The organism is Pseudomonas sp. LFS074 (assembly GCF_047978165.1).
GTDB lineage: Bacteria > Pseudomonadota > Gammaproteobacteria > Pseudomonadales > Pseudomonadaceae > Aquipseudomonas > Aquipseudomonas putida_P.
On record NZ_JBFPFV010000001.1, the window covers coordinates 3,598,773 to 3,622,914 of the forward strand.

22 protein-coding genes are annotated in these 24,142 nt (G+C 61.2%); 9 read left to right on the forward strand and 13 right to left on the reverse strand.

Annotated elements, in window-relative coordinates; all coding sequences use genetic code 11:
* Positions 1-225: 225 nt before the first annotated feature.
* Positions 226-1,077 (forward strand): LysR substrate-binding domain-containing protein, encoded by an 852-nt coding sequence (locus ACNQP3_RS16420; protein WP_012272788.1) that lies wholly within the window; start codon positions 226-228, stop codon positions 1,075-1,077.
* Positions 1,078-1,095: 18 nt separating this feature from the next.
* On the opposite strand, the gene ACNQP3_RS16425 is transcribed toward ACNQP3_RS16420, so the two are convergent.
* Positions 1,096-1,560, reverse strand: coding sequence for an Lrp/AsnC family transcriptional regulator (locus tag ACNQP3_RS16425; protein ID WP_012272789.1), 465 nt, complete (start codon positions 1,558-1,560; stop codon positions 1,096-1,098).
* A 119-nt stretch (positions 1,561-1,679) separates the two neighbouring features.
* Here ACNQP3_RS16425 and ACNQP3_RS16430 point away from each other — a divergent pair, with 119 nt between their 5' ends.
* From ACNQP3_RS16430 to ACNQP3_RS16440, 3 genes are all read left to right on the forward strand, one after another.
* Positions 1,680-2,399, forward strand: coding sequence for an AzlC family ABC transporter permease (locus ACNQP3_RS16430; protein WP_012272790.1), 720 nt, complete (start codon positions 1,680-1,682; stop codon positions 2,397-2,399).
* Positions 2,396-2,698, forward strand: coding sequence for an AzlD family protein (locus ACNQP3_RS16435; RefSeq protein ID WP_012272791.1), 303 nt, complete (start codon positions 2,396-2,398; stop codon positions 2,696-2,698). Before ACNQP3_RS16430 ends, ACNQP3_RS16435 begins: the two co-directional genes overlap by 4 nt.
* Before the next feature lie 159 nt (positions 2,699-2,857).
* The gene (locus ACNQP3_RS16440) at positions 2,858-3,733 is read left to right on the forward strand and encodes a universal stress protein (RefSeq protein WP_060493501.1); all 876 of its coding nucleotides are present in this window, start codon (positions 2,858-2,860) and stop codon (positions 3,731-3,733) included.
* Between the two features lie 85 nt (positions 3,734-3,818).
* Here the strand turns inward: ACNQP3_RS16440 and ACNQP3_RS16445 are convergent, their stop codons facing one another.
* The 7 genes from ACNQP3_RS16445 to ACNQP3_RS16475 form a co-directional block, all read right to left on the reverse strand.
* Positions 3,819-4,190, reverse strand: coding sequence for a DUF4440 domain-containing protein (locus tag ACNQP3_RS16445; protein WP_081336931.1), 372 nt, complete (start codon positions 4,188-4,190; stop codon positions 3,819-3,821).
* Positions 4,187-4,426 carry a DUF2164 domain-containing protein gene (locus tag ACNQP3_RS16450; protein ID WP_012272794.1) on the reverse strand — a complete coding sequence of 80 codons (240 nt, stop codon included), beginning with the start codon at positions 4,424-4,426 and terminating at the stop codon, positions 4,187-4,189. Before ACNQP3_RS16450 ends, ACNQP3_RS16445 begins: the two co-directional genes overlap by 4 nt.
* Positions 4,419-5,330: a JmjC domain-containing protein gene (locus ACNQP3_RS16455; protein ID WP_012272795.1), complete on the reverse strand. Its 912-nt coding sequence runs from the start codon at positions 5,328-5,330 to the stop codon at positions 4,419-4,421. Before ACNQP3_RS16455 ends, ACNQP3_RS16450 begins: the two co-directional genes overlap by 8 nt.
* A gap of 9 nt (positions 5,331-5,339) precedes the next feature.
* A complete protein-coding gene (locus tag ACNQP3_RS16460; protein WP_264316225.1) occupies positions 5,340-6,995 on the reverse strand; it encodes an ATP-binding cassette domain-containing protein in 1,656 nt (551 codons plus the stop codon).
* A 51-nt stretch (positions 6,996-7,046) separates the two neighbouring features.
* Positions 7,047-7,754, reverse strand: coding sequence for a hypothetical protein (locus ACNQP3_RS16465; protein ID WP_012272797.1), 708 nt, complete (start codon positions 7,752-7,754; stop codon positions 7,047-7,049).
* A gap of 231 nt (positions 7,755-7,985) precedes the next feature.
* A complete protein-coding gene (locus ACNQP3_RS16470; RefSeq protein ID WP_012272798.1) occupies positions 7,986-8,579 on the reverse strand; it encodes a putative natural product biosynthesis protein in 594 nt (197 codons plus the stop codon).
* Positions 8,580-8,862: 283 nt separating this feature from the next.
* Positions 8,863-9,261: a DUF2946 domain-containing protein gene (locus ACNQP3_RS16475; protein ID WP_081336930.1), complete on the reverse strand. Its 399-nt coding sequence runs from the start codon at positions 9,259-9,261 to the stop codon at positions 8,863-8,865.
* A gap of 131 nt (positions 9,262-9,392) precedes the next feature.
* On the opposite strand from ACNQP3_RS16475, the gene ACNQP3_RS16480 reads away from it, so the two are divergent.
* Positions 9,393-10,079 (forward strand): TetR/AcrR family transcriptional regulator, encoded by a 687-nt coding sequence (locus tag ACNQP3_RS16480; protein ID WP_264316226.1) that lies wholly within the window; start codon positions 9,393-9,395, stop codon positions 10,077-10,079.
* A 301-nt stretch (positions 10,080-10,380) separates the two neighbouring features.
* On the opposite strand, the gene ACNQP3_RS16485 is transcribed toward ACNQP3_RS16480, so the two are convergent.
* Positions 10,381-10,857: an Lrp/AsnC family transcriptional regulator gene (locus ACNQP3_RS16485; protein ID WP_012272801.1), complete on the reverse strand. Its 477-nt coding sequence runs from the start codon at positions 10,855-10,857 to the stop codon at positions 10,381-10,383.
* A gap of 107 nt (positions 10,858-10,964) precedes the next feature.
* Between ACNQP3_RS16485 and ACNQP3_RS16490 the strand changes: the two genes are divergently transcribed.
* Together ACNQP3_RS16490 and ACNQP3_RS16495 are read left to right on the forward strand one after the other, a co-directional pair.
* Positions 10,965-11,810 (forward strand): EamA family transporter, encoded by an 846-nt coding sequence (locus ACNQP3_RS16490; protein ID WP_012272802.1) that lies wholly within the window; start codon positions 10,965-10,967, stop codon positions 11,808-11,810.
* 156 nt (positions 11,811-11,966) lie between these two features.
* Entirely contained in the window at positions 11,967-13,193 is a 1,227-nt protein-coding gene (locus ACNQP3_RS16495; protein ID WP_041166730.1) for an MFS transporter, read from the forward strand.
* A 14-nt stretch (positions 13,194-13,207) separates the two neighbouring features.
* Here ACNQP3_RS16495 and mgtA read toward each other — a convergent pair whose 3' ends face one another.
* The 3 genes from mgtA to ACNQP3_RS16510 form a co-directional block, all read right to left on the reverse strand.
* Entirely contained in the window at positions 13,208-15,922 is a 2,715-nt protein-coding gene (gene mgtA / locus ACNQP3_RS16500) for a magnesium-translocating P-type ATPase (protein WP_264316227.1), read from the reverse strand.
* A 744-nt stretch (positions 15,923-16,666) separates the two neighbouring features.
* Positions 16,667-18,292 carry a methyl-accepting chemotaxis protein gene (locus ACNQP3_RS16505; RefSeq protein ID WP_264316228.1) on the reverse strand — a complete coding sequence of 542 codons (1,626 nt, stop codon included), beginning with the start codon at positions 18,290-18,292 and terminating at the stop codon, positions 16,667-16,669.
* Positions 18,293-18,432: 140 nt separating this feature from the next.
* Positions 18,433-19,323: an alpha/beta fold hydrolase gene (locus ACNQP3_RS16510; protein ID WP_264316229.1), complete on the reverse strand. Its 891-nt coding sequence runs from the start codon at positions 19,321-19,323 to the stop codon at positions 18,433-18,435.
* Positions 19,324-19,549: 226 nt separating this feature from the next.
* Between ACNQP3_RS16510 and ACNQP3_RS16515 the strand changes: the two genes are divergently transcribed.
* Entirely contained in the window at positions 19,550-20,794 is a 1,245-nt protein-coding gene (locus ACNQP3_RS16515; protein ID WP_060514391.1) for a DUF1835 domain-containing protein, read from the forward strand.
* 27 nt (positions 20,795-20,821) lie between these two features.
* On the opposite strand, the gene ACNQP3_RS16520 is transcribed toward ACNQP3_RS16515, so the two are convergent.
* Positions 20,822-22,318, reverse strand: a complete 1,497-nt coding sequence (locus ACNQP3_RS16520) for a PLP-dependent aminotransferase family protein (RefSeq protein ID WP_264316230.1) — start codon at positions 22,316-22,318, stop codon at positions 20,822-20,824.
* Here ACNQP3_RS16520 and ACNQP3_RS16525 point away from each other — a divergent pair, their 5' ends adjacent.
* Positions 22,319-24,085, forward strand: coding sequence for an NAD(P)H dependent flavin oxidoreductase family protein (locus ACNQP3_RS16525; RefSeq protein ID WP_264316231.1), 1,767 nt, complete (start codon positions 22,319-22,321; stop codon positions 24,083-24,085). It abuts the gene before it with no gap.
* The last annotated feature ends 57 nt before the right edge of the window (positions 24,086-24,142 follow it).

The following is a 24,142-nucleotide window of genomic DNA, read 5'->3' on the forward strand; positions in this document are numbered from 1 at the left end:
TAGAAAGTTGCAGGGATGAGGGGAAATTCAAATATCGCCTATCGTTATAACACTGAATGAACGGAAAATTTTCAAAATGGATATAAGCCTCGAAAAATAGGGGGCACACAGATAGCCTCTTGATCAAGCACCCAACAATAGATAAGTATTCATTATCTTTAGCCGTGCATCATTAATGTAAAAGCACTGTGCGCCCCTCTCCCCCAACGCTGCCTGGCCCACTCCATGAGCACCCTCGACCTCGACCTGCTTCGTACGTTCGTCGCCATCGCCGACCATTCAAGCTTCGCCGAAGCCGGCCGCAACCTGGGCCGCACCCAGGCCTCGGTCACCCAACACATGCAACGCCTGGAACAACAGGTAGGTGTACCGCTATTGCGCAAGCAAGGCCGCCACAAGTCGCTGACCGACGCTGGCCGTCAGTTGCTGCGCCACGCCCGGCAAATGCTCGCGCTCAATGACGAGGCGCTCGCCGGCCTGCGGCTGGATGGCCCCAGCGGCGTGCTGCGGATCGGCTCGCCCCACGACATCGCCGACACCATCCTGCCGCCACTGCTCAGCCACATCGCCCGCTCGGCGCCCAACCTGCGCCTGGAAATCGACGTTGGCCGCAGCCCGTTCCTGATGGAAGACTTGCAGCGCGGCAAGGTCGACATGGTCATTTCAACCCGCACCGCACCGGGCCTGGAAGGCTTTGCGCTGCGTACCTCACCGGTGTGGTGGATATGCGCGGCGCAGTATCAGCACCTGCCCAGCGAGCCGTTGCCGCTGGTGCTGGTGGACGAGCCCAGCCTGTACCGCAAACTGGCCCTGGAGGCCCTGGAACGGGCCGGTATCGCCTGGCGCCAGGCGTACCTGGCGTCCAACTTGATCGGCGTCAAGGCAGCGGTGCGCGCCGGCCTGGGCATTACTGCGCGCAGCCAGGAGATGGTCGGCCCCGACATGCGTGTGCTCGGCCAAAGCGACGGCCTGCCGGCGCTACCCGATGTCACCTACCACTTGTGGGTGCGGGCCAACACCGTCAACCCGCTGGTGCGCCAGGCCTACGCGATGGTGCGCGCCAGCGCGGGGCTGTGATGGCTGGCACCCGCGCAGCTACACCGGTAGCTCAGTGGTCAGCTTGATCTTTTCCATCGGTACTTCGGTCTTCACGTTCTGCACCACGCTCAGGCTGGTCAGGTGCTTGATCTGAAAGCGCCGATAGGCTTCCAGGTCAGCCGCCACCACCCGCAACAACAAGTCGCAGTCGCCCGCCATCACATGGCACTCCACCACTTCGGGCAATTGGCGCACGGCCTCGACAAACTCATCGGTGGTGTCCTGATCCTGACGCTTCAGCCATACGCGCACGAACAGGGTCAGGCCCAGCGCGACCTTGGCCGGGTCCAGCAATGCCACATAACGCTCGATCACCCCAGCCTCCTCCAGCAGCCGCACCCGTCGCAGGCACGGCGAAGCAGACAACCCCACCTGTTTGGCCAGTTCCTGATTCTGCAACCTGCCGTCGCGCTGCAGCGCGCGCAGGATGCGGCGGTCGATGGCATCGAGCTTGATTGGCATTGAACGTTCTCTTTTTTTAAGTATTCGGTAGCAGATGCCAAATGCTCTGCGCATCTGTGCAACTACGCAAGCCAATTCCAGCGATTCATTGGAATAATTTTCCTCCACTGGAGGTGACCATGAATACCCTTGAACCTGTACTGAACGATCCCCCTGCCACCACACCGCAAAGCGAATTGCGCCGGGGCGCCGTTGCCGCCCTGCCGGTGCTGCTGGGCTTCATCCCCTTCGCCCTGGTACTGGGCGCGCAAGCTTCCCAGCACCAGCTGGCAGCCGGCGAAGTGGCGTTGATGACCGGCCTCAACTTCGGTGGCGGCTCGGAGTTCGCCGCCATCGAGCTGTGGACCTCACCACCGGCAATCCTGGTGATTGTCGCCATGACCTTGCTGGTCAACAGCCGCCACCTGCTGATGGGCGCGACACTGGCGCCGTACCTGCGCCACCTGCCATTACCCAAGGCACTGGGGGCGCTGTTCTTCATGTGTGACGAGAGCTGGGCCATGGGCCTGGCCGATGCGCGCCAGCGCGGTGGCTTCAGCCTGCGCTATTTCATGGGCGTGTCGCTGAGCCTGTGGGCCACCTGGGTCACGTTCACCAGCCTGGGCGCGCAGGCCGGGCCGCTGCTCGGCGACCTTCGCAGCTATGGCTTCGACATGGCCTTCGCGGCAGTCTTCCTGGTACTTCTCAAAGGCATGTGGAAAGGCGTACATGCCGCCGTGCCATGGCTGTTCAGCCTGCTCACCGCAGCGCTGTTCTACCTGCTGATCCCCGGTGGTTGGTACGTGCTTGCGGGTACCGTGGCTGGCCTGGTGAGCGCTTACCTGTGGGCCAAGCCATGATGGACGTTTCGACGCTGGTCACCATCCTGGGCATGGCCGTGGCCACCTACCTGACCCGTGCGCTGGGCTTTTTGCTGCTGCGCAAGCGCACCCTGGGGCCACAGCTGACCCAGGTGCTGAACGCCGCGCCCGGCTGCGTGTTGATTGCCGTGATCGCTCCCAAGTTCGTTTCCGGGCAGCCGGCCGACCTGATTGCGCTGGGGCTCACGGTGTACGCAGCCACACGGTTTTCGCTCTTGCCGGTGGTGGTGTTCGCCATTGTCGTGACCGGGGTGCTGCGGATGCTGTTGCTGGCATGATCCGCCGCTGCACCTACACTCCATTGACCCAAATCAAGCCCTCGCGCCGGGTTCACGCGACGATGGCTGCACGCAAGGAATGACTCAAGCACCGCCAGGCGCACATTGTTCAAGGTTTGCCTTCGACCACTGTGCGCGGCCTTGGAAAAGGAGCCCCACATGAGCCCGCTGAAACACATACTGGTCGCCACCGACCTGTCCCCCCATGCCCGCAACGCAGCAGAGCGCGCTGCCTACCTGAGCAACACGCAGCAGGCCGCACTGGACCTGCTGTACGTTGCCAACCCGGCCCCCTTCGAGCGCCTCAAGCAACTGGTGGCGCCTGATGACGACCTGTTGAAACGGGTACTGGACAGCGCCGGCGAAAAAACCCGCGCACTGGCCGCCATGTTGTTCCAGCGCTACGACATTTCTGCGGGTGTGCAGGTTGCCAGTGGTTCGGTGATCACGGAAATCACCCGGGTAGTGCAGGACAAACACAGCAACCTGCTGGTGTGCGGAGCCAAGGGCCAGAGCGTGGCGCGGCGCCTGCTGCTGGGCTCGACCGTGCAAAAAATGCTCAACCACATGCCCTGCCCGTTGTTGGTCGTCAAGCCGGCACCTCGTGACGCCTACCGCACCGTGCTGGTTCCCGTCGATTTTTCACCTGTTTCGCTGCGCGCGATCCAACTGGCCAAGGCCATTGCCCCGCAGGCCGAGATCATCCTGCTGCATGCGTACGAAGCCCCGTTCGAAGGCAGCGTGCGCTTCGCCCATATCGACCAGGACACCCTCACCCGCTACCGCAATGTCATCCGCCAGGATGCAGTGGCACAGTTGGCCGCATTGAGCGAAGCTGCCGGCGTAGCCGATGCCCGGCAGATCGTGGTGCACGGTGACCCTGGCTGGCGCATTGCCGAGCAGGAACAGGAGCTGGAATGCGACCTGATCGTGGTCGGCAAGCAGGGTACGAGCGCGCTGGAAGAGCTGTTGGTGGGTAGCGTCACCAAGCATGTACTGGACGAATCGCAGTGTGATGTGCTGGTAACGCCTTAGCTCGCCGTATTTGCGCTGACGGAGTAGTGCGCAACGATCTTGCCAGCACAGGCTTGAACACGCTGTGCTGGCCTGATCTGTTGCGTCAGCCTTCACCTTCGAATGATTGAAATTGCAACTTCCAACTGTCGTTGATTTTGATCCAGCTCTCGACGAAATTTATCTGCTTGCTCCCTTGCGGCGTGACAATGAATGCCACACCACTGACAGCTGCAAGGTTACCCAGCTCTCGCACTTCGACATTCGACTCCGTTCGTTTGTGCTGAGAAAAAGCTGACGCGTCCTGGCCACGGAGCACAGAAAGTTTATGTAACTGGTTTTTCTTGTACATGAACTTTATGCCGTTCGTCGAGAAGAACCAGTCCGCTTCCAAGTAATCCAACTGCTCGATATTCAGTGTATAAAAAGCGTTGTACCACTCTTTGCGCATCAACGACAAATTTGATGAGATCTTCACAGTATCCTCTTCAGGTCCATTTCTTCCTGAACCCGCTCGCTCCATGCCGCATAGGTTTTTATCGCTTGCTCAACGCCACTGTTGTAAAACGCCGGACCGCAGACCTCTTCGATGAAATCGAGGAAAAACTCAACCTCAAACTGCCCCAACTGCAACTCAAAGGTATCGGCACAATACGCCTTCAACTTGCCAATCATGAGCGCTCGCGCTTCCGGTGAAAGTGAAATTTCAGGCATCTCGGGTCCTTATATCAGGCAGGTTGAATTTTATATCTCTTCCCTGCATACAGTCTTCGACAACCGCCGCCTCCCACTCATCAATGTCAATATTCGCAAGGCAGGCGTAAAGCACCCCACTCAACCTGGCATTGCCAATAGCATCACTGCCGTGGGCAATGGGTTCGCGCAGTTCCGCCGACGCCTCCAGGCGCTCCAGGACCATCCTGATCAGGTCAATCTTACGGGGCCGTACAACAGGGAAGGAAATGTGCATCGAACGCTCAGTTTCAGTGAACACATTATGCCAATAACCGGCAGGTACATAGATGGCCTGGCCTGGCGTCAAGGTATGGCACAGCATGGGCTCGCCGGCGGGAGGCGTTTGGTCGAAACTCTTGTCATTCAACAGTGGATAGGGACGTGTGGGCGCATAGACTTCCCACCGTTTCACACCTTCGATCTGCACTGCAATTACATCGTGGTTGTCGAAGTGCGCACCAAAACTTGGCGTTGAACTCCAGGCACAATAAAGATTTGCCCCGGACCGGCAACGCAGGTGTGTAGACAAGTAGCTTGCCGCTTGTTGAGCGCGCTCAAAAAATGCCTGGCAGCGATCAATGATCAATGTGCTACCGGTTTGCAAACGCTTCAGAAGGTTGTAACGGTTGATATGCGGCGAGGTCTCACCTGTCACCGTCAGGGTATAGGTTACAAACCCCTTGAAGCCACGCTCGGAGGGGATGCCATCGTTCGCCAGGCGTATTCTGGGGTAATCGAGAATATCCTTCTCAAGCAGGTTGTTGATTTCACCCCAGCCCACCAGCTGGTGGCCCGTGACCGACTCGAATACGAAGGGTTTCTTCTGAAAGGCCGAGCGAATGAAGAAGTCCATTTCAGGTAACGCAAAATCCATGCGGTCCATTAATATTCCCTATATCAGTTTTTCAGCATCTGTGGTGCGGGTGCCTTGCGTCAAGCCGAATCTCGGCGCGCAGTCAAAATGCCTCATGAAATGGCTGTCATGGGTCACAATCAGTACGCGGGAGATCAAGGCCTTTTGTTCAACCAGGCGTTGCAAGCCTGTGACCGACGCCGGGTCAAGGTGGGTGGTGGGCTCGTCCATGACGAGCAACGCGGGCTTCTTCAACAAAGCCAGGATAATGCCAAGCTTCTGTCGCTCGCCCGCTGACAAGTTCTGCCCTTGCTCACCCACCTCATACGCCAGCGGCTTGTCGAATGACAGGGTACTTGCCAGTACGGCGTATGCGTCCAGGTCTACGGGGCCCAGAAAGGTCTCAAGGTTCTCGGCAACCGTACCACCGATAAAGACCATGGTTTGGCTGGTCATGGCGATCCAGTCGGGTGTCAAACCATAACGCTCAGGCTGCCGGGTGACGCCATTGAAACGAATGCACCCGCTGTCAGGGCGGTCAACCCCGGCGATAAGGCGCGCAAGCGTCGTTTTCCCCGTGCCGTTGGTACCCGTCACGAAAGTGGGCAGGCCTGCTTTGCAAGGCACGTTCGCGGTGACGCCTTGCAGGATGGGCCTGCCGCCTTTGCTCTTGCAAAGTTGGTGCAGGGAAATGTCGATACTTGCAGGGTCGGCGGGCTGATCGTGATGCACCGCGGCGGCGTGCATTGCCATACGGCCAAGCGATTCCTCAAGTACGACGAAATCGATGCGCGCCTTGTTAAGTGTGCGCCACAGCACACCGATACGGTTCAAGGGCAGAAATACTTGAAAAAGAAACGTGGCCAGCATGATCAGGCTGCCCATCGTGGCGTAGCCCTGGTTGAATCTGAATGCGGCCCCCGCCAACACCATTGCACTCCCGGTAAATGATACGAGGGTGGTGACAATGCCGAACCTGAAGAATACCTGGCGAACACGCTGCTGCGCTGAGAGGTAGCGGTCTACGGCCACCCCATGCCTATGCTTCAACCTGCCACCTGCATTGAACAGTTTTTCGCAGAGCCCTGCCGCGATCACACTGTGGAGCACGCCATTCAAATACTTTTGCGTGATTGCAACTCGCTTGATCAACGGAAAGCGTGCACTGGTCATCTTGATGACCACCGCCATATAGGTGGCAACCACTAGAGTGAAACTGCCTGCAATCACGCCATCAAAATAGAAGCTGACACAGCCAATGACGAACACGGTTTGAAATAAGATGGGCAACGCCTCACCCCAGATAACCCTGATATAAGCACTGACCGATGACATGGCGGCTTCATAGGTAGCCACCATCTCGCTCCTATTGAGCTGTTCCAGTTGTTCAAGGTAGATGCGGCCAAGCTTGTCGAGGTACGCCGCCCTGAGCAGCGACTCAACCCTGATGCAGTAGCCGTGTGACAACCACTCCACGAGGGCAAAGCTGCAGGGCATCGCCAGGCGAATGGCCAGGAAGCCCGCGCAGAATGCAACCAGGCCGGCAAGGCTCGCGACTGATTCAGGATGATCGATTGCAAAGCGCATCATCAAACCGAATGACACGAACAGCAGCGAGGCGAGCAATGTCAGGCCAGCGATCCCCACCTGCCTGGCAATACCGGTTTTAAGTGTACGTTTTTCGATTTCGGTCACGGTAGCACTCGTTGTCGTCGATCGCCCACCCAAGGGTGGGCGACCCGTCCATCAATGGTTACGATTGGAATTGCACATGCAACCGGCGCCACAGCCCTTGCCGGAGCAACCGCACACATTGTTGAGCACGACATTGCGATCCAGTATGTACTTGAGAATTTGCTCCTTCGGAAGTTTCAGCATCTCTGCGTTCACCCGCCCTTGCTCGTCGGTTTGCAGGTCGTCCAGCATCAGCGGCTTACGTCGAGCATTGAGGCTTTCGATGCTAAACTTCTGCGCATACTCGCCGTACCACTTGATGACCGTATCGTCGCCCAGCACTTGCTGGGTTTTGCGCAACTGGAAAGCAAAATCCTGTTGTTTCTGCGTTGCAAAGGTCATGTTGTGCTTGGCCAGGTGCTTTATTTCCTCTTTCAGCATGTTCCGCGAGAACGGAAAATGATGAAGAAACCCACCCATGTATTCATTGCAAAACGCATAATAGTGGTCGGTGAACTGAAGAAAGGTATGCCACATTTCATCAATCACTTGAAACTGATAGTAAATGGACACACTGAAACACTCTCGCTGGCACTGCGCAGCCAGCAACAGGAATTTCTTGGTTTCCTCGAAGAGCTCTTCTGCCTCCTCGCGCGTGACATCCCACTCCTTGCAAAACTTCAGTACAACGTCTTCATTTTTATACTGCGATACCGCCTGCGCGTCTGCAACGCGCAGGGGTGTGACGATGGCATCGCTGGTAATTCGTTGCTGTAGCATAAAATATCCTTTTCATGCATTGATATCGCCCTTGCAGTTACCGGGCTTGGTCGTGGGGCGTGCCTGTATTGAAACTTTTCAGCCACCCGCTTCACGCCAGATTTGAACTTAACACTTGCCACTTGCACCCCCGAACTGCGACAGGCTGTCGCACCCTGAAAGCCAAGCCCAGGGCTGCCGTCCGCCATGCCAGGCGCCACTGCCATGCTGCGGTAGATTGTCGCAGCCGCATCACCCCCTTGACCCCGCTAGTGCGCCCGGGACGGGCAACCACCGGCGAAAACTGTCCGGGCCTTTACCACTGAGTGGGCTCCAGGAAAACTCCCAGGGCGGAGGGGGCAAGCAGTTCGTCTGCTCCACTGTGAAGGGGGTTGGCCGCATGCCCGGCTTCCATTCCACCACCACATCTGCCATTGGCTGCCACGCCAGGACCAGGCCACGCGCCTCAGACATGTCGGCAGCTATCCATAAGGCAGCCGCCGCGACCATGAATGCCTCGATGTGCGTCTCGGTTACCTGTGCCTTGTAGGGTGAGCCCAGCAGCCAACGGCAGACGCTGATGTAATAGCTCCAATCCAAGGCCGGGTGATGTCGATAAGCCCAGGTCATGAAGCAGCGGAACAGTTCCAGACCTTCCGGCGGGTCTAGCTTGAGCAAGCCTGGGCACACGTCGAACAACGTGTGCCAGTACGGCAGTAGTCGCGCGTCCAGCTTGACGAACGTACGGGCGTTGCAGGGGTAATCGGGAAACGGCAAGCGAGACTCACTCAAGCGTGCAGCGCGAGCCGGGGGGCAAAAGCGTGAAGTGGCCAAAGGGCGAGACATCATGTGCTCCATGCATCAGATAGCCTTGAACAGGCCCCGCCTTGATTCCTGGCGGGTAGTGTGCGTTTCGGGACCGTTCTGACAGGTAGATAGGGGGGAGCACGCGGATAAAGCGAAAGCCAGCGATGCCGAGGCGCATGGCTGGCGCAGGTCAGTACCGTCATGAGAGGGTTGATCCTTGACCGACGTTGCAGATAGCAGCGCCTGCTGCGGGCATGCGCAGCCAGGCATCGTGCTCGATACGCGGGCGCGAGCCCGCATCAGCGCCTAGGCGCCGGCAACGTCAAAAAGGAGAAGCTCGGGGGTTGGCCGTGGGCCAGCAATAGCGTGGAGGCGCCTGGCTGCGCACCTCGCTGCAAAACCGCCTTGGGTTCGCACAGCTGAGCAACCAGGCGACCCCCAGGAGGAACACCAAGGTAAGGAAGTTCGCCGTACACGTTGGACAGGCGAACAGGTTGCTCCAGTCCGCCGTGGACGATGTGCCGTGTTGCTGGGCCTGTGAGGTGGAGATGTCATTGGCCAGGCTGCAGAAGCCGCCACCGATGCCATTGAGCGCCAAGCCCAATGCCTGCCCGTGACCCAGGCCACAGCAAAGCACGTTGAACAGGACACTGAAATACAATGCCCAGGCAATGAGGGGCCGATTACCGGTGCAGCGATCCATGGCCGGCAACTCTAGCATCCAGGCTCGCGAGTGAGAAAGACAGCATCGCACCACTTCAATGGCTACGTGCGTAAAGGACCGGGAAAAAGCACGTCAATCGCTATATACTTTTATATACACCGATACCCGTAAAGCCAGATGAAGCCGTGATGTGCCTGCAAATCGAAATGCTGAACGAGTCCGACAACGGCGCTGACGCTCTGCTCGGCGCAACCAATCACACCGTGGGAAATGCCGGCATTCGGCGCAGGAATCAGAAGCTGATTCTGCAGGCTGCCAGCGAAGCGTTTGCCACGACCGGCTTCACCGCCACTCATTCGCATGATATTGCCGAACGTGCCGGGGTACCTAAAGCCAACCTCTACTACTACTTTCAATCCAAAGAGAACCTGTACGTGCAGGTGCTGATGAGCTTCGTTGATCCGCTGGTGAGGGCCTCGGCAGCGCTGCGCAAAAGCGACGACCCGATAGTAGGCCTGCGGGCCTATATCAAAGCCCTCATCCGCATCATTCGCGAGCACCCGTTCAGCGCCGCCGTGTTCAGCCAGGAGTTGCTCTCAGGGGGCAAGCATCTGCCAGAGGCATGCAAGAACCTGCTGCACGAGGAAGCCCAGCGCAACGTCGCCTGCCTGCGCAACTGGATCGACCATGGCCGGCTGGCGCCCTGTGATCCTGAGCACCTGATGATCTTCATCTGGTCGTCGACACGCACCTACACCAATCTGGCCTGGCAAATGTCGCAGCTCAGAGGCGTAGCCGAACCTGACAAGGCTGACTTTGACCGCGCCACCCGAACGGTCACCCAAATGGTGTTGGGCGGTATCGTCCCGGCATGACCGGCAACCTGGCAGCAAGCAGGTGCTGCCGTGATGCCAGGTAGAGGCCTGGTCTTGCGCCGACAATGCCGCATCCATAGCAAGGAGAACTGACGTGTCCACGACCGCGATTGCCTGCCAGGATGCTGCCGCTGGGCACCATCGGCCTTTAACTGCGTCATGCGTTGGAAGAGCCCCAAAGCACCTGCAAATCGTGCCCCACGCGATTTCCTCTGGACCAGAAGTGGCTGCGCAGCCTGGTACTGGACGCCGCCCGGAACATTGGTTTGCCGCGCTGAGTGATTTCAGTCGCGCGAAACATTCAAAGCGGCACAGACAACCCGACCTTGACCTTGTCCAGAACGATCAACGTGCGGTAAGTCAGGATGTCTTCGTTATCGGCAAAATGCAGCCTCACCAGCTTTTCGAAATGCGCCACGTCACGGGCAAGCATGACGATGATGAACGACACCCCGCCGTTGACGAAGTAACACTGCTGTATCTCTGCCACATTGGCGAAATAACGCTTGGCGCGGTCCATCACCTGCGAGCGATCGTCCCGCAAGCGTGATTCGACGATGGCCGTGATCATCTGGCCAACACACTCCGGGGCAATGACTGCGGTGTTGGCAGTGACCACTCCGCTCGCCTCCATCTGTGCAATACGCCGCTGTACAGCCGGTGTGGACAGGCCGATTTCCTCGGCAATGGCGCGCTGCGAGGTTTTGTTGTCTTGCTGCAGCAGCCGCAGAATCGCGTGATCGAAGCCGTCCAGCGGACGGTTGGCGCAGTCACTCATTTTCGGGTTCCAAAGAAAGCAGTTCACTCGTCAGAGGCCCATTTTCACAGTAATTGCTTCGCAGGCCGAGCACTAAAATGTCGCCTCGACCGATGCTGGAGCCACGCGTGGACGCAAAAACTGCTGGAACCTTCGCCCCTGTCGGCGCAGCCATCGCCGCGCTGGTCTCGGTGCAAACCGGTGCTGCCTTGGCAAAAACCTTGTTTCCATTGATCGGCCCCGAAGGCGTTGTCGCCCTGCGGCTGGGCTTGTCCGCCGTCATCTTGCTGGCGGTGCTGCGCCCTTGGCGCATCTGGGGCCAGGCCAACATGCTTCATTTGTTGGGTTATGGCGTAATGATGGGGCTGATGAATATTCTGATTTACCGGGCATTCCTCTATATCCCGGTGGGCATCGCGGTGTCCATCGAGGTCATCGGCCCACTGGGCGCGGCCTTGCTGTCTTCCCGGCGGCGGATCGACCTGCTGTGGATTGCCCTGTCGGTCGCCGGGCTTACCTTGCTGCCATGGGGCACGGGCAGTCAGGGCCTCGACCCGCGCGGGGTGATGTACGCGCTCGCGGCTGCATTGGCCTGGGGGCTGTATGTGATGCTTGGCAGCAAAGTGGCGGTTCACGGCAAACAGGCAGTCGGCACCGGGATGTTGTTTGCCGCGCTGCTGGGCGTACCACTTGGTGTCAACCACGCCGGTGCCGAGTTGCTGGCGCCATGGGTGCTTATGGTCGGGTTGGGCGTAGCGCTGCTTTCCAGCACGGTGCCTTTCCTGCTCGACATGTATGCCATGCGGCACTTGCCGCCCAGTATTTTTGGCGTGCTGCTCAGCGCTTCGCCCGCTGCGGGGGCGATAGCAGGCTGGTTGATCCTCGGTGAAGTGCTGGCACTGACCCAGTGGCTGGGCATAACAGCCATTGCCTTGGCCTGCGCAGGGGCGGCACTGGTAGGGCGTGGTCGCTGAGCGCGGGCGCTCTACGCAAGGCCTTTCATCGATGGCGCTGATGATTACTATCGAGCGGCCTGCCTGTCGGCCTGACCAGGCCGTCTCTATAATCGCCTGCAAATCCCCCCGCTCCTGCGCCTGCTACAGGCGACATCCCTCATGGAACCGAACCCCATGCCAAGCAACCGCCAGGCCTCTCGTGGCCTTCCCGAACATAATCAACAGAGTGTCACGCAGCAGTGGCTGGCCATCCTCTCGGTCGCCGTGGGCGCCTTCGCCCTGGTCACCAGTGAGTTCCTCCCGGTGGGGGTACTCAACGATGTCGCCAGCGACCTTGGCATCAGTGCCGGCCTTGCCGGCCTGATGGTGACCCTGCCCGGTATCATGGCCGCGCTGGCCGCGCCTTTGATCTCGGTGGGTGTGGGGGCGCTGGACCGGCGCTACCTGCTGATCGGCCTGACACTGATCATGATCATCGCCAACGCCATCGTGGCCTACGCCGGTGACTTCAACCTGCTGTTGGTCGGCCGCGTGCTGCTGGGTGTCAGTATCGGCGGCTTCTGGGCGACCGCCATCGCCCTCAGCGGGCGGCTGGCACCTGACGGCATGGGCGTAGCCAAGGCCAACTCCATCATCATGGCGGGGGTAACCCTGGCGACGGTAGTGGGCGTACCCGTGGGCACCTGGCTGAGTGGCCTGATGGGCTGGCGCATGACCTTCCTGGTCACCGCCCTGGTCGGCGTACCCGTGCTGCTGGCGCAGGTATTGCTGTTGCCACGGCTGATGCCGGAAAAGGCCATTCGCATCAGCGACCTGCCAGCGCTGTTCGTCAACCCGCAAGCACGGGTCGGCTTGATCGCTGTTTTGCTGATCGGCCTGGCGCACTTTGCGGCGTACACCTATGTTGCACCGTTCTTCAAACAGAATGCCGGCTTCGACGGGCCGACCATCGGCTCGTTGCTATTGCTGTACGGCGTGGCCGGTTTCATGGGCAACATCTTCGCCGGCTTTGCCGCCAACCGCAGCGTGCGACATACCCTGATGCTGGTCGCGCTCATGATCGCAGTCAGTACCGCCCTGTTCCCGCACTTCGCCACCAGCATGACGGGCGCCGCGATGCTGATCGCACTGTGGGGCTTTGCTTTCGGTGCGTTCCCGGCCTGCGCCAATATCTGGATGTTCGTGGTGGCGCCCAAGGATGTCGAACGCGGCATGCCGCTGTTCGTGGCCATGTTCCAGGTGATCATTGCCGTGGGCTCGTTCTTCGGCGGGCAAGTGGTCGACCATATGGGCACCGCAGTGCTGTTGAGCCTGGCCACGGCGCTGGTGGGCTGTGGCTTCGTCACCGTGCTGGTGCTGGGACGCAACGTCAGCAATAGCCTGGCGACGCAGCCAGGCTGAGCTGCTGCACAGGTTCAGAACCACTGCCCGAAGCGGCGGATATAGAGGGCCTTCATGGCCTGGGCGACCACGCAATAGCCCAGCAGGATGGCAACCAGCCAAGGGAAGTACGCCCACGGCAGTGGCACCAGGCCAACCATCGCCCCCACCGGCGAGAACGGGATATAGACACCCAACGCCATCACCAGCCCCGTTGCCAGCACCACTGGCAGCGCGGCGGTGCTCTGGAAGAACGGCACCTTGCGCGTGCGCAGCATATGCACCACCAAGGTCTGTGATAGCAACCCCTCGATGAACCAGCCGGACTGGAACAGTGCCTGCATCTCGACGCTGTTGGCCGCGAACACGTACCACATCAGGGCAAAGGTGGTGATGTCGAAGATCGACGACGTAGGGCCGATCCACAGCATGAAGCGGCCAATGTTGCGCGCATCCCATTTGCGTGGCTTGCTGAGAAACTCCTTGTCCATGCGGTCCCAAGGCAGCGACAGCTGGGAGAAGTCGTACATCAGGTTCTGCAGCAGCAGGTGAATCGCCAGCATCGGCAGGAATGGGATGAACGCGCTGGCCACCAGCACCGAGAACACGTTGCCGAAGTTGGAGCTGGCAGTCATGCACAGGTACTTCATGATGTTGCCGAAGGTCTCGCGGCCTTTGAGCACACCCTCTTCAAGCACCATCAGGCTCTTTTCCAGCAGAATGATATCGGCCGATTCCTTGGCGATGTCGGTACCGCTGTCTACCGAGATACCGACGTCGGCATCGCGCAGGGCCGCAGCATCGTTGATACCGTCGCCAAGAAAACCCACCGTGTGACCATTGGCCTGCAGGGCCTTGAGCACGCGTGATTTCTGCAGCGGGGTGAGCTTGGCGAAGACCGTGCGTTCTTCGACCTGCAGCGTGAGGGTGGTGTCGTCCATGCGCTCGATGTCCTGGCCGAGCAATGGCAGGCCTGGCTCCAGGCCAACTTCACGGCAGACCTTGCACGTCACCACCGGGTTGTCGCCGGTCAGCACTTTGACCCGCACGCCCATGTCCCGCAGAGCGGCAATGGCCGGGCCGGCAGTTTCCTTGGGGGGGTCGAGGAAGGTCAGGAAGCCCTGGATCACCAGATCGCGCTCATCGTCGGCGTGATACTGCGCCTTGCCTTCGGCCGCCGGGATCTGGCGGGTGGCGACCACCAGTACGCGAAAGCCGTCCTGGTTGAAGGCGTCGGCACTGGCCAGCAGCTGTTGGCGGCGGCGCGGATCGAGGTTAACGACACCGTCGCCTTCCTGCACATGGGTGGCGATGGCGAGCATTTCCTCGACCGCCCCTTTGCTTACCAGCAGGTGGTCGCCCAGGGCATCCTTCACCACCACGGACAGGCGACGGCGGATGAAGTCGAACGGCAGCTCGTCGACCTTTGCATAGGCGTAGGGGGCCTGGAACTGGCGGTCCTGCCCTGCGAAATGCAGCACAGCTTGGTCCATCAGGTTGCGAATGCCGCTTTGGTGATGGCTGTTGAGCCAGGCCAGCTCGAGGATGTGCCTGTCGCGCTGGCCGTCAAAGCGCACGTGGTGTTCGAGGATGATACGGTCCTGGGTAAGCGTGCCGGTCTTGTCGGTGCACAGCACGTCCATGGAACCCAGGTTCTGGATGGCGTTCAGGCGCTTGACCACCACTTTGCGCCGGGCCATGGCCACGGCGCCCTTGGCCAGGTTGGCGCTGACGATCATCGGCAGCATTTCCGGGGTCAGGCCCACGGCCACGGCAAGTGCGAAGAGGAAAGCATCGCCCCAGTCGCCCTTGACCACACCGTTGAGCATGAACACCACCGGGACCATCACCAGCATGAAACGGATCAGCAGGCTGCTGACGCTGTTCACCCCACGGTCGAAAGCGGTCTGGCTGCGCGAGCCGGCAATGGCCTTGGCCAGCGAGCCGAAATAGGTGCGTGGGCCAGTGGCGACCACCACTGCGCGGGCGCGGCCACTGACCACGTTGGTGCCCATGAAGCAGATGTTCGCCAGCTCGAGCAGGTTGTCCTGGCTACCGCTGCCCCCGGTAGCGGACTTCTGCGCGACATGGCCAAGGGTGTCGTACTTCTCGACCGGCAGCGCTTCACCAGTGAGCACCGCCTGGCTGATGAACAGGTCACGTGATTCGAGCAGGCGAATGTCAGCGGGGATCATGTCGCCTGCGCAAAGCTGCACGATATCGCCGGCCACCAGTTCGTCCATGGGCACTTCGCGCAGACGCGGGGCCTGCCCGACCTGCTCGCGGCGCAGCACGGTGGCAGTGGTGCGCACCATGGCCTTGAGCGCATCGGCGGCCTTGGTCGAGCGGTACTCCTGCCAGAAGCGCAGCACGCTGCTGAGGCTGACCATGGTCATGATGATGATGACCTTGGTCAGGTCGGCGTCATCCGTTTGGCCTGCGCGAAGCGGCAGCCAGTAGTCGGTGACGAAGCTGATCCCGGCCAGGGTCAGCAGTACATAGATGAACGGGTTGTGCAGGGCCCTGAGCAATTGCACCAGGGCATGCGGTTGCGGGTCGTGGGCGACCTGGTTGGCCCCGTCGCGCTCCAGGCGCTTGGCGGCTTCGTGCTCGGTCAGGCCCTGCTCGCAGGCATCGAGGTTGGCGAGGGTGACAGCCAGGCCATTGCGCGCTTCACGGGCGGCACGCGTGGACAAGCGGGTTTCGCGTTCGGTCTTGGCCGATGAGGTGTCGCGGTGTTTGACAGTCATGTTGCTGTGCTCCTGCCGCTGCGGCGGCACGACACACAGACGTTTCACTCAGGCGGTGAACGAAGGCATGTCGGGTCGCAGATGAATACGGGTTCTTTCCGACAGAAATCTGTCCGCTGCCGAGGGTCGGAAGTTGTTTCGGCAGCGAACTTTCTACTCGCGCAATCCATGGTTTTATTCCTTTGTCATAAACAACAGGCCATACGCCACCGCAAACTTTTCATTTAAAAAGTTCGAGCACAAAGATACCGTTTGATATCTTTTATTCAGTGAGAAGTTTTGGGGGTTCCGGCGTGCTAACGCGCCAGCGCCCCGCATCTACTTGGGGGGTTCTGGCAGTCATCAGGGTACCCGTGCAGGCGGCGCGGCCAGGCACAGGCCTGCTGCGCCGCAAAGCAGGCGAGCAGGCGATATGAAACGAATGAAGTGAGGTTCATGAGCTTGCCTCCAACCGGCGGACACCGGCGGCGGCAAGCTACGGCGGAGCATCAGGCTCTGGCGCGGCTTGCCCGACCGAGGCGTCGGGACCGGTGTTCCGGTTCAAGTGCCTGACCTGGCCGTACGGCGGTGGTCAGGCAGCGACTAGATACTGTGTCCATTGAATTCTTCAGTGATTGAAAGTAAGGCCCTTGTCCAGGGCCGGTCGAACTTTATTCAAGCGTAGTATCGAAGTCAACCAGCAAGCAGAACTTTAAATAAGTTTCACCTTGTTTTAATGTTACTTGCTGGCGTGGCCACCATCACTCAAACCTTGAACCGCCCCACCAACGCCGTCATCTCCCCCACCAGGCCCGCTAGCGCCTTGCTCGCTTCGCTGGTCTGCTGCGCTCCCGCCGCTGAATGGTGAGACAGCTCGCGGATATTGAGCAGGTTGCGGTCTACCTCCCGCGCCACTTGGGCCTGCTCTTCGGCCGCACTGGCAATGACCAGGTTGCGCTCGTTGATTTCGCCGATCGCACTGTAAATGCCCTCCAGCACCTGCCCCGAGGCCAGGGTCACCTCCAGTGTCGATTGCGCCCGGTTGGTGCTGGCCTGCATCGAAGCCACCGCCGCCTCGGTGCCGGCTTGCACGCGGGCGATCATCTGCTCGATTTCCTGGGTCGATTGTTGCGTGCGGTAGGCCAGCGTGCGCACCTCGTCTGCCACCACCGCAAAGCCGCGCCCGGCCTCACCGGCGCGGGCGGCTTCGATGGCAGCATTGAGCGCCAGCAGGTTGGTTTGCTCGGACACCGAGCGAATCACTTCCAGTACCTTGCCGATATCCCGCACCTGCCCGACCAACTGTTCCAGATGCGCACTGCTGGTCTGGATCTCGCGGGTCATGGCTTCGGTGCCGTCGATGTTGTCACCGACTTGCCGGCGACTTTGCGCAGCCAGCTGGTTGGACTCGCTGGTGGTTTGCGAGGTGGTGATGGCGTTGCGCGCAACCTCCTCCACGGCCGTGGTCATTTCGGTCACGGCGGTAGCGGCCTGCTCCAGCTCCTGCCCCTGCTGGCGCAGGTTGTTGGCGCTTTGCTCGGTGACCGCATTCAACGCCGTGGCGGCGGCATCCAACTGCTGGGCACAGTGATTGATCTGCCCAAGGGTGTCGCGTTGGCTCTGCTGCATGCGCTGCAGCTCATGGAACAGCTGGCCGATCTCGTTGTTGCCCTGCCCTTGCACCGGTACGCTCAGGTCGCCACCGGCAATGCGCTGAAAATGCCGACCGGCTTCACGCAGCGGGAGCAGCACACGCTGGGCAATGAAAGCCCAGCACAGTGCCGCCAGCAGCAGGGTCACACCCAGCAGGCACAGGCTCAGCAACTGCGCACGGGCCAGACGCCGGTCGGACTCCAGCATGATTTGCTGGCCACGTTCGCTCAGTGCGCCGACCAACTGCTGGCGTAGCCCTTGCAGCCGGCCCATGGCATTGCCGGCATCGCTGTTGACCTTGAAGTACTGCTCCAGCGAACGCTGACGGGTCGCCTCGCGCTGCCCGGCAACCGCCTTGGCGTATTCGGCAAAGGTAGCCTGCAGCTCGAGTGCCAACGTGCGAAGGGCTGGCTCACGGGCATTTTTGACAAACGCATCGACCAGCGCCTGGCTCTTGTCGTTCAGCTCCACCGATAGCGCCATGCGCTTGCCAGCACTCTCGTCATGGCCACCCAACTGCTCGATGAAGCCCGAGGACACATTGGCGCTGGAACGAATCGCCATCAGCAACGCATTGTTCAACCGGTCCGACTGGTGCGCCGTCTGGTCCAGCTCGGTGATCTGCTGGTCGCTGCCCACTGCTGCCCACCAGGCACTGACGGTGGAAAACAGCAGGGTCAGGCTGAACAGCGACAACACCCAGAACATTCCGGTGCGGATCTTCAGGTTGGCAAGCATGCGGGCAGTACTCCTTGTTGGCACCACTTCTGGTCGATGATTCGACGGTGGGTGTGCTGCTATCGGAGTAGCTGGCGCAGGCTTGAGGCGCCGGCATGCGGTTATGGGCGGTAACCGAACAGATTGCGCCGAGGCCAGCCTCAGCGACCGAGAAAGTCGACCACCGCCTCTGTGAAGGCCTGGGGTTGATCCAGCATGACGAAGTGGAAGCTGCCATCGATTCGCTTGAAGCTGATGCCCTGCGTGCCGGCATAGGCATTAGCGAAGGTTGCATCGACGCTGGAGGCAGGTATGCCATACATAGGGTCATAGGCGTATACGACCTCTATCGGCGCCTGGATAGCGCCAAGCTCCGGGCGCAGGTCGGTGGTCATCAGTTCGTGGGTGGCATCGGCTACGGCCTTGCGGTCCGAGCGCAGCGCCGCCGCAACAAGTGCAGGCCGTGCCGCTGCGGTCTTGACCAACCGGTCGATGGCCGTGCGCTGCATCGCTTCGGCCTGCGCTGCAGGGGCCGCCAACATTGCATCGCGGAATGCGGCAGCCTGCGGTGCGGCGGTTTCGGCGGTTGCCCTGGGGTCGATCAGCAACGTGTAGAACGGCAGCGCATCGACGACCATCAGCCGGCCTACCTGCTCAGGATGACGTGCCCCCAGCATCAGCGCGACCTCACCGCCCAGCGAATGGCCAATGATGGCCGGTGCCTCAAGGCGCTGGCTGCGGATGTAGTCGGCTACCGCCTCGGCCACCGGAGCGGCCACGCGCCCGTCCACGGCGGGCACGGCTGGCGAGCCGGCAAAACCCGCGACCTGCACCAGGTGCAGGCGGTGCTGCTGGCGCAGCGTGCTGGCGAGCCCCGCCCATACCTCACGCGATGAGGCCAGCCCCGGGATCAGGATAACGTCCGGCCCAGCGCCTTCGACCTGCACTGAAATACGTTCGCTTGGCGCGGGCTCTGGCTGGCCGGGCGCGGCCAATGCCGAAGACAGCGACAAGCTGGCCCCGATTGCCGCCAGCAGGGTACGTACACGCATGTCAGCCACTCCTTTGACTTCGACTGAGAAAAGCCCGCCACTATAAGACGCGCGACAAGGCATGGGAAAACTATCGTTTGCAACCCGCTGCGCTGCACCGTTAAAGTCAGGGCCTGGGCGCTGGCTGCGCCTGCGGTCCGCGCGAAGGGGTTGCCCGAGCCTTGCGTCAACACATTCCCATACCAGCTCCCGGCTTGTCGGCGGACCGAGCCCCAAAGGAGTTGGCATGCCCGCCATCAATGCATCCCGTCAGCACGGTCTGCTCGACCTGCCCGCCTTGCGCAAACGCGCCAAGCGCTTGCTGAACGCCCTGAACAATCACCAGGCCGAAGACGCCCGCGAGCAATTGCGTACGCTCGGCCTGCCCGGCCCCGACTACCGGCTTGCCGATACCCAATGGCTGGTGGCCCGCGAGGCCGGCTTTGCCAGCTGGCCAAAGCTCAAGGCACATGCCGACGCCGTGGCCTTTGCCGCACGCCACCCCGGTTTTGCCGCCGATGACGAAGCCACCGTGCAGCACTGGCGCTGCGGCAACGACATCGCCCACAGCCTGCGCACCGCCGGGTTTGCCGGTGCATTCCAGATGTTCGACGACCCCATGGTCATGGGCCCGGTACCGGCGTTGCCCGAGGAACGGTACTGGCGGGTGCGTGGAGACTACGTGCAGCAGGCGTTCAACCTGCGGGCGGAGGACGTTGAACAGCGCCAGGCCGCACAGCGAGCGGCGCTGGCCGGCCTGAGCACAGACAGCAAGCTGGTACTGTGGTGCGAGGCCGACGCTTACGACCAGCTGTTCCTGATTCGCGTGCTCGCCAGCCTCCCCGGCCTGCCACGCCGGCTGGAACTGATCGAAGCTGACCAAGTGCCCGGTGTCGAGCGCTTCATCGGCATCGGGCAACTGGCGCCTGACCTGCTGGCCTGGCTGTGGCCACAACGACGTGCACTGGGTGAAGATGCCCTGGCCCTGGCACGCCAGGCATGGGCGGCTTATACCGCGCCGGCGCCACAGGCCTGGGCGGCGCTCGCCGGCCAGCAGCACACGGCTTTGCCTTTGCTGGGCCGGGCACTGGCGCGCCAGCTACAGGAGCTACCGGGAGCGAATGATGGTTTGAGCCTTACCGAACGCCTGTTGTTAGGCGTGCTGGCCTCTCGTGGCGAGCTACCGGCTGGCCGCGTGTTTGGCCAGTTGATGATGCAGGACGATCCGCTGCCTTACCTGGGTGACCTGATGTTCCATGTGCTGCTGCAACCGTTGATCCATGCGCCACAGCCGCTGCTGCTGGAGGGCCCTGGAGAAGCCTGGGCACAACGGCCGTTGCGGCTGACCGCGCTTGCCGAGCAAGTGCTTGCAGGAAAAGCGCACTGGCTTGATCACAACCCCGCGCAGCGCTGGGTTGGCGGGGTACTGATCAATGCGGCAGACAGGCCTTGGGTAGTCAGCGAGCAGGGCGAAGTCTGGCAGCGCACCTAGACCGGTGGGAGCGGCCTCGTGTCGCGTCTACACAAACCGCGCCTTGCCAATCGCTTTCGCTGCGTCCGCCAGGCGTTGGGTAGCCAACCGGATCTCACCCACATCCAGCGAAGCGAACCCCAGGCGCAACGCATTTTCGGCATGGCCAAACGGCGAAAACTGCCGCCCACTGCGCACCACCAGGTCCAGCTCCAGCGCGTTGTCGACCAGCTGATCCACGTTGATCGCATCGGCGAACTTCACCCACAGCGCCAACCCACCTTCGGGTTCCTGTACGGTGATCTGTTCGCCGAACGCGCCATGCAAACACGCCAGCAAGGTTTCGCGGCGCCGACGGTACTCACGGTTGACCCGGCGCAAGTGTTTCTTCAGTTCGCCATCATTGATCAAGTCCGCCAGCATCCGCTGCATCACCGCATCGCCCTGCCCCAAGGTAAGCGTCGACCTACGCTCCAGCACGGCTGTTACCTCCACCGGTGCGACGATGTAGCTGCAACGGAACGTGCTGCCCAAGGGTTTGGACAGTGTGCCGATGTAAATCACATGGCGCTGCTGGCGGTCGCTGGCCAAAGGCAGGTAGGGCCGCCCGGAAAAGTGGTATTCGTAGTCGTAGTCTTCCTCGACCACGCAGAAGTCATGCTGTCGCGCCAGCTCCAACAACTGCTGCCGGCGCCCGGCGGGCAGGCTGACCGTGGTCGGGAACTGGTGATGGGGCGTTATGTACATCATTCGCACCTTGTGCTGCCGGCACAGGGCATCGATCTGATCGACACGGCAACCCTCATGGTCCAGGTCCACGGTTACCAGCCGGGCACCCAGCTGACGGAAAATCTCCCACGCTGGGGGATAGCTCAGGCGCTCGACCAGCACAACGTCACCTGGCTTGAGCAACACGCTGGTTACTAGCGACAGCGACATCTGCACCCCCTGGGTCAGGCAGATATGCTCGGCGCCGACGTTCAGGCTGCGATTGTGCCGCAGCATGTCGGCCAGGGCGGCGCGCAGGTAGAGGCCGCTACAATCGCTACCGTGGCGCACGCTGTTGCTGGTGAAGCTGCTGCGCAAGGCATTGCGGTAATAGCGGTGCAAAACAGCCTGGGGCAGCAGCCGGTGATCACAGGCGCCGTTGTCGAAAAACAAGGCCCCTGGCCGCCCCTGCTGCGCCGCAGCCTGCTCGTTCGCCTTGAAGTAGGCAACGGCGGGCTCCACGGGCAGCGCCAGGGCAAACGGCCTGGCGGCACTCGGCGCGACCAGTGTGCCAGGCGCCAACTGCTGGCTGACGAAGGTGCCCCGACGCTGCACGCTTTGCAGCCAGCCTTTGGTTTCGGCTTCCTCGTAGGCCAGGATCACTGTCTTGCGGTTGACGTTCAGCAACTGCGCCATCTCCCGCGTGCCCGGCAACGGCGTGCCAGGGCGCAGGCGGCCCTCGCTGATCGCGGCCACCAGCCCCTCGACGATCTGCCGGTACGAAGCCTGCGCCCCATCGAGCTTGAGCAGTGGCTGCCATTTACGAAGCTGGACCATATGAATTATCCAAAACTGGAGGTTCTGCTGGTCCTGGACTATAGCAACAATCGAACCTCCAATTGCCCCGAGGTGTTCATGCAAAGCCGCCACGTCATCGAATTGTCGCCCTCGGGCAAAACCTTCGACGCCAGCCACGAACTGCTGCTCGATGCCATGCTCGCCAGCGGGCTGCCGGTACCTTTCTCGTGCCGCCGCGGCGCCTGCGGCTCGTGCAAGGTCAAGGTGGTGTCGGGGCAGTATCAGGACAAGCAGCGGGATGCGGACACACCGGCCCCCTCCTACCCCCTGGCTGCAGACGAAATGCTGTTGTGCCAAAGCCATGCCTGCAGCGACATGCGCCTGGAGATACCCGGCTGGTCGCTGGACACCCCAACCTTGGAAACCCACGCTCAGGTTGTCGGCCAGCGTGCGCTGAGCGCTGATATCGTCGAACTGGTACTGCAGCCTGCTCAGCCGCTGGATGTGCGGGCTGGCCAGTACGTTAGGTTCCAACTGGGCAACGGCGACAGCCGCTGTTTCTCCATTGCCAACCTGCCTGCCCAGCAGCAAGGGCAGTTGGTGTTTCACATCCGCAAGGTCAGCGGTGGCCTGTTCACCGAAGGTCTGCTACCCACCCTGCAAGCAGGTGCTTCGGTAAAGCTCGAAGGCCCGCTGGGCGCCTGTACTTGGCAGCACGATGAGCAACGCCCGCTGGTGCTGTTGGCCACCGGCACAGGCTACGCCGGTATCAAGCCCTTGTTGCTGACTGCCCTGGCTCGCGACGCCGAGGTGGCCCTGTACTGGGGTGGCTCATCGACGGCCGATTTCTACGACCACGCGTTTCTCGACCAGGCCAGTGGGGCGCACCCACACTTTCGCTGGTACCCGGTACTCGCGGGCCAGGCACGCATCCAGCAGGTCGCGCTCGGCCAGCCCCACCACTGGGAAGAAACCCAGGTCTATGCCTGCGGCAATCCCGCGATGATCAGCCAGGCGCGCGAACAATGCGTTGCGGCGGGCGTGCTACCCCATCGCTTTGTCGCCGAGGCCTTTGTCGCCAGCGGCGCGGCGGCCACCCAGGCCTCAGCAGCCAGCACGCTGCACCCTGAACTGGAAAAGGTCGGCCCACGCTACTCGCTGGACGGCATGCTCGCGGCCCGCGAGCAGTCGGTACGGTCCGTGGCCGCTATTGCCAGCCAACTGCAAGTCGGCATGACCACCGCCCAGGCGCTGGAGATGGCCGCGCAAACCCTGCAGGCAATGGGCGCGTCGCACACCTGGCACCCCACCTACATCCGTTTTGGCGACGATACCGTACGCACACCCCGGCAAGGCATTGATCTGCAGCGCGTATTACGTAGCACAGACATTGTCGTGGTCGACGTGGGCCCGGTGTGGGATGGCTATGAGGGCGACTATGGCGACACCTTCGTGTTTGGCCAGCACCCACTGCACCACGCCTGCGTGAAGGCACTGCATGAAGTGTTCGACGAAACCTGCCAGGCCTGGGGGCGTGGGCTGACCGGTCGCGAGCTTTATGACTTCGCCGAGCGCAGTGCCCAGGCCAAAGGCTGGCAGCTGGAGCGCAACCTGGCCGGGCACCGCATCGCAGACTTCCCGCATGTGTTGTATGGCCAGGACAAGCTGGCCGAGGTGGGAATCGTGCCCAGCGAAGTGGTGTGGGTATTGGAGATTCAGTTGTGCCACCCTACCGAGCCGGTCGGGGCATTCTTTGAAGATATCCTGATTGGCGACGCCAGGTCGGCCGTGGCTACGGCTGCTTGATACCACCGTCAGCAAGCAAGGTGCGCGTCAATCAGGCGCGCGACCACTTCGGCAGGC

Bases quoted from the DNA above. Each gene is read 5' to 3' on its own strand.
- ACNQP3_RS16420 (WP_012272788.1), top strand. From the start codon at position 226: ATGAGCACCCTCGACCTCGACCTGCTTCGTACGTTCGTCGCCATCGCC.
- ACNQP3_RS16425 (WP_012272789.1), bottom strand. From the start codon at position 1,560: ATGCCAATCAAGCTCGATGCCATCGACCGCCGCATCCTGCGCGCGCTG.
- ACNQP3_RS16430 (WP_012272790.1), top strand. From the start codon at position 1,680: ATGAATACCCTTGAACCTGTACTGAACGATCCCCCTGCCACCACACCG.
- ACNQP3_RS16435 (WP_012272791.1), top strand. From the start codon at position 2,396: ATGATGGACGTTTCGACGCTGGTCACCATCCTGGGCATGGCCGTGGCC.
- ACNQP3_RS16440 (WP_060493501.1), top strand. From the start codon at position 2,858: ATGAGCCCGCTGAAACACATACTGGTCGCCACCGACCTGTCCCCCCAT.
- ACNQP3_RS16450 (WP_012272794.1), bottom strand. From the start codon at position 4,426: ATGCCTGAAATTTCACTTTCACCGGAAGCGCGAGCGCTCATGATTGGC.
- ACNQP3_RS16455 (WP_012272795.1), bottom strand. From the start codon at position 5,330: ATGGACCGCATGGATTTTGCGTTACCTGAAATGGACTTCTTCATTCGC.
- ACNQP3_RS16465 (WP_012272797.1), bottom strand. From the start codon at position 7,754: ATGCTACAGCAACGAATTACCAGCGATGCCATCGTCACACCCCTGCGC.
- ACNQP3_RS16470 (WP_012272798.1), bottom strand. From the start codon at position 8,579: ATGTCTCGCCCTTTGGCCACTTCACGCTTTTGCCCCCCGGCTCGCGCT.
- ACNQP3_RS16475 (WP_081336930.1), bottom strand. From the start codon at position 9,261: ATGCTAGAGTTGCCGGCCATGGATCGCTGCACCGGTAATCGGCCCCTC.
- ACNQP3_RS16480 (WP_264316226.1), top strand. From the start codon at position 9,393: ATGTGCCTGCAAATCGAAATGCTGAACGAGTCCGACAACGGCGCTGAC.
- ACNQP3_RS16485 (WP_012272801.1), bottom strand. From the start codon at position 10,857: ATGAGTGACTGCGCCAACCGTCCGCTGGACGGCTTCGATCACGCGATT.
- ACNQP3_RS16495 (WP_041166730.1), top strand. From the start codon at position 11,967: ATGCCAAGCAACCGCCAGGCCTCTCGTGGCCTTCCCGAACATAATCAA.
- mgtA (WP_264316227.1), bottom strand. From the start codon at position 15,922: ATGACTGTCAAACACCGCGACACCTCATCGGCCAAGACCGAACGCGAA.
- ACNQP3_RS16505 (WP_264316228.1), bottom strand. From the start codon at position 18,292: ATGCTTGCCAACCTGAAGATCCGCACCGGAATGTTCTGGGTGTTGTCG.
- ACNQP3_RS16510 (WP_264316229.1), bottom strand. From the start codon at position 19,323: ATGCGTGTACGTACCCTGCTGGCGGCAATCGGGGCCAGCTTGTCGCTG.
- ACNQP3_RS16515 (WP_060514391.1), top strand. From the start codon at position 19,550: ATGCCCGCCATCAATGCATCCCGTCAGCACGGTCTGCTCGACCTGCCC.
- ACNQP3_RS16520 (WP_264316230.1), bottom strand. From the start codon at position 22,318: ATGGTCCAGCTTCGTAAATGGCAGCCACTGCTCAAGCTCGATGGGGCG.
- ACNQP3_RS16525 (WP_264316231.1), top strand. From the start codon at position 22,319: ATGAATTATCCAAAACTGGAGGTTCTGCTGGTCCTGGACTATAGCAAC.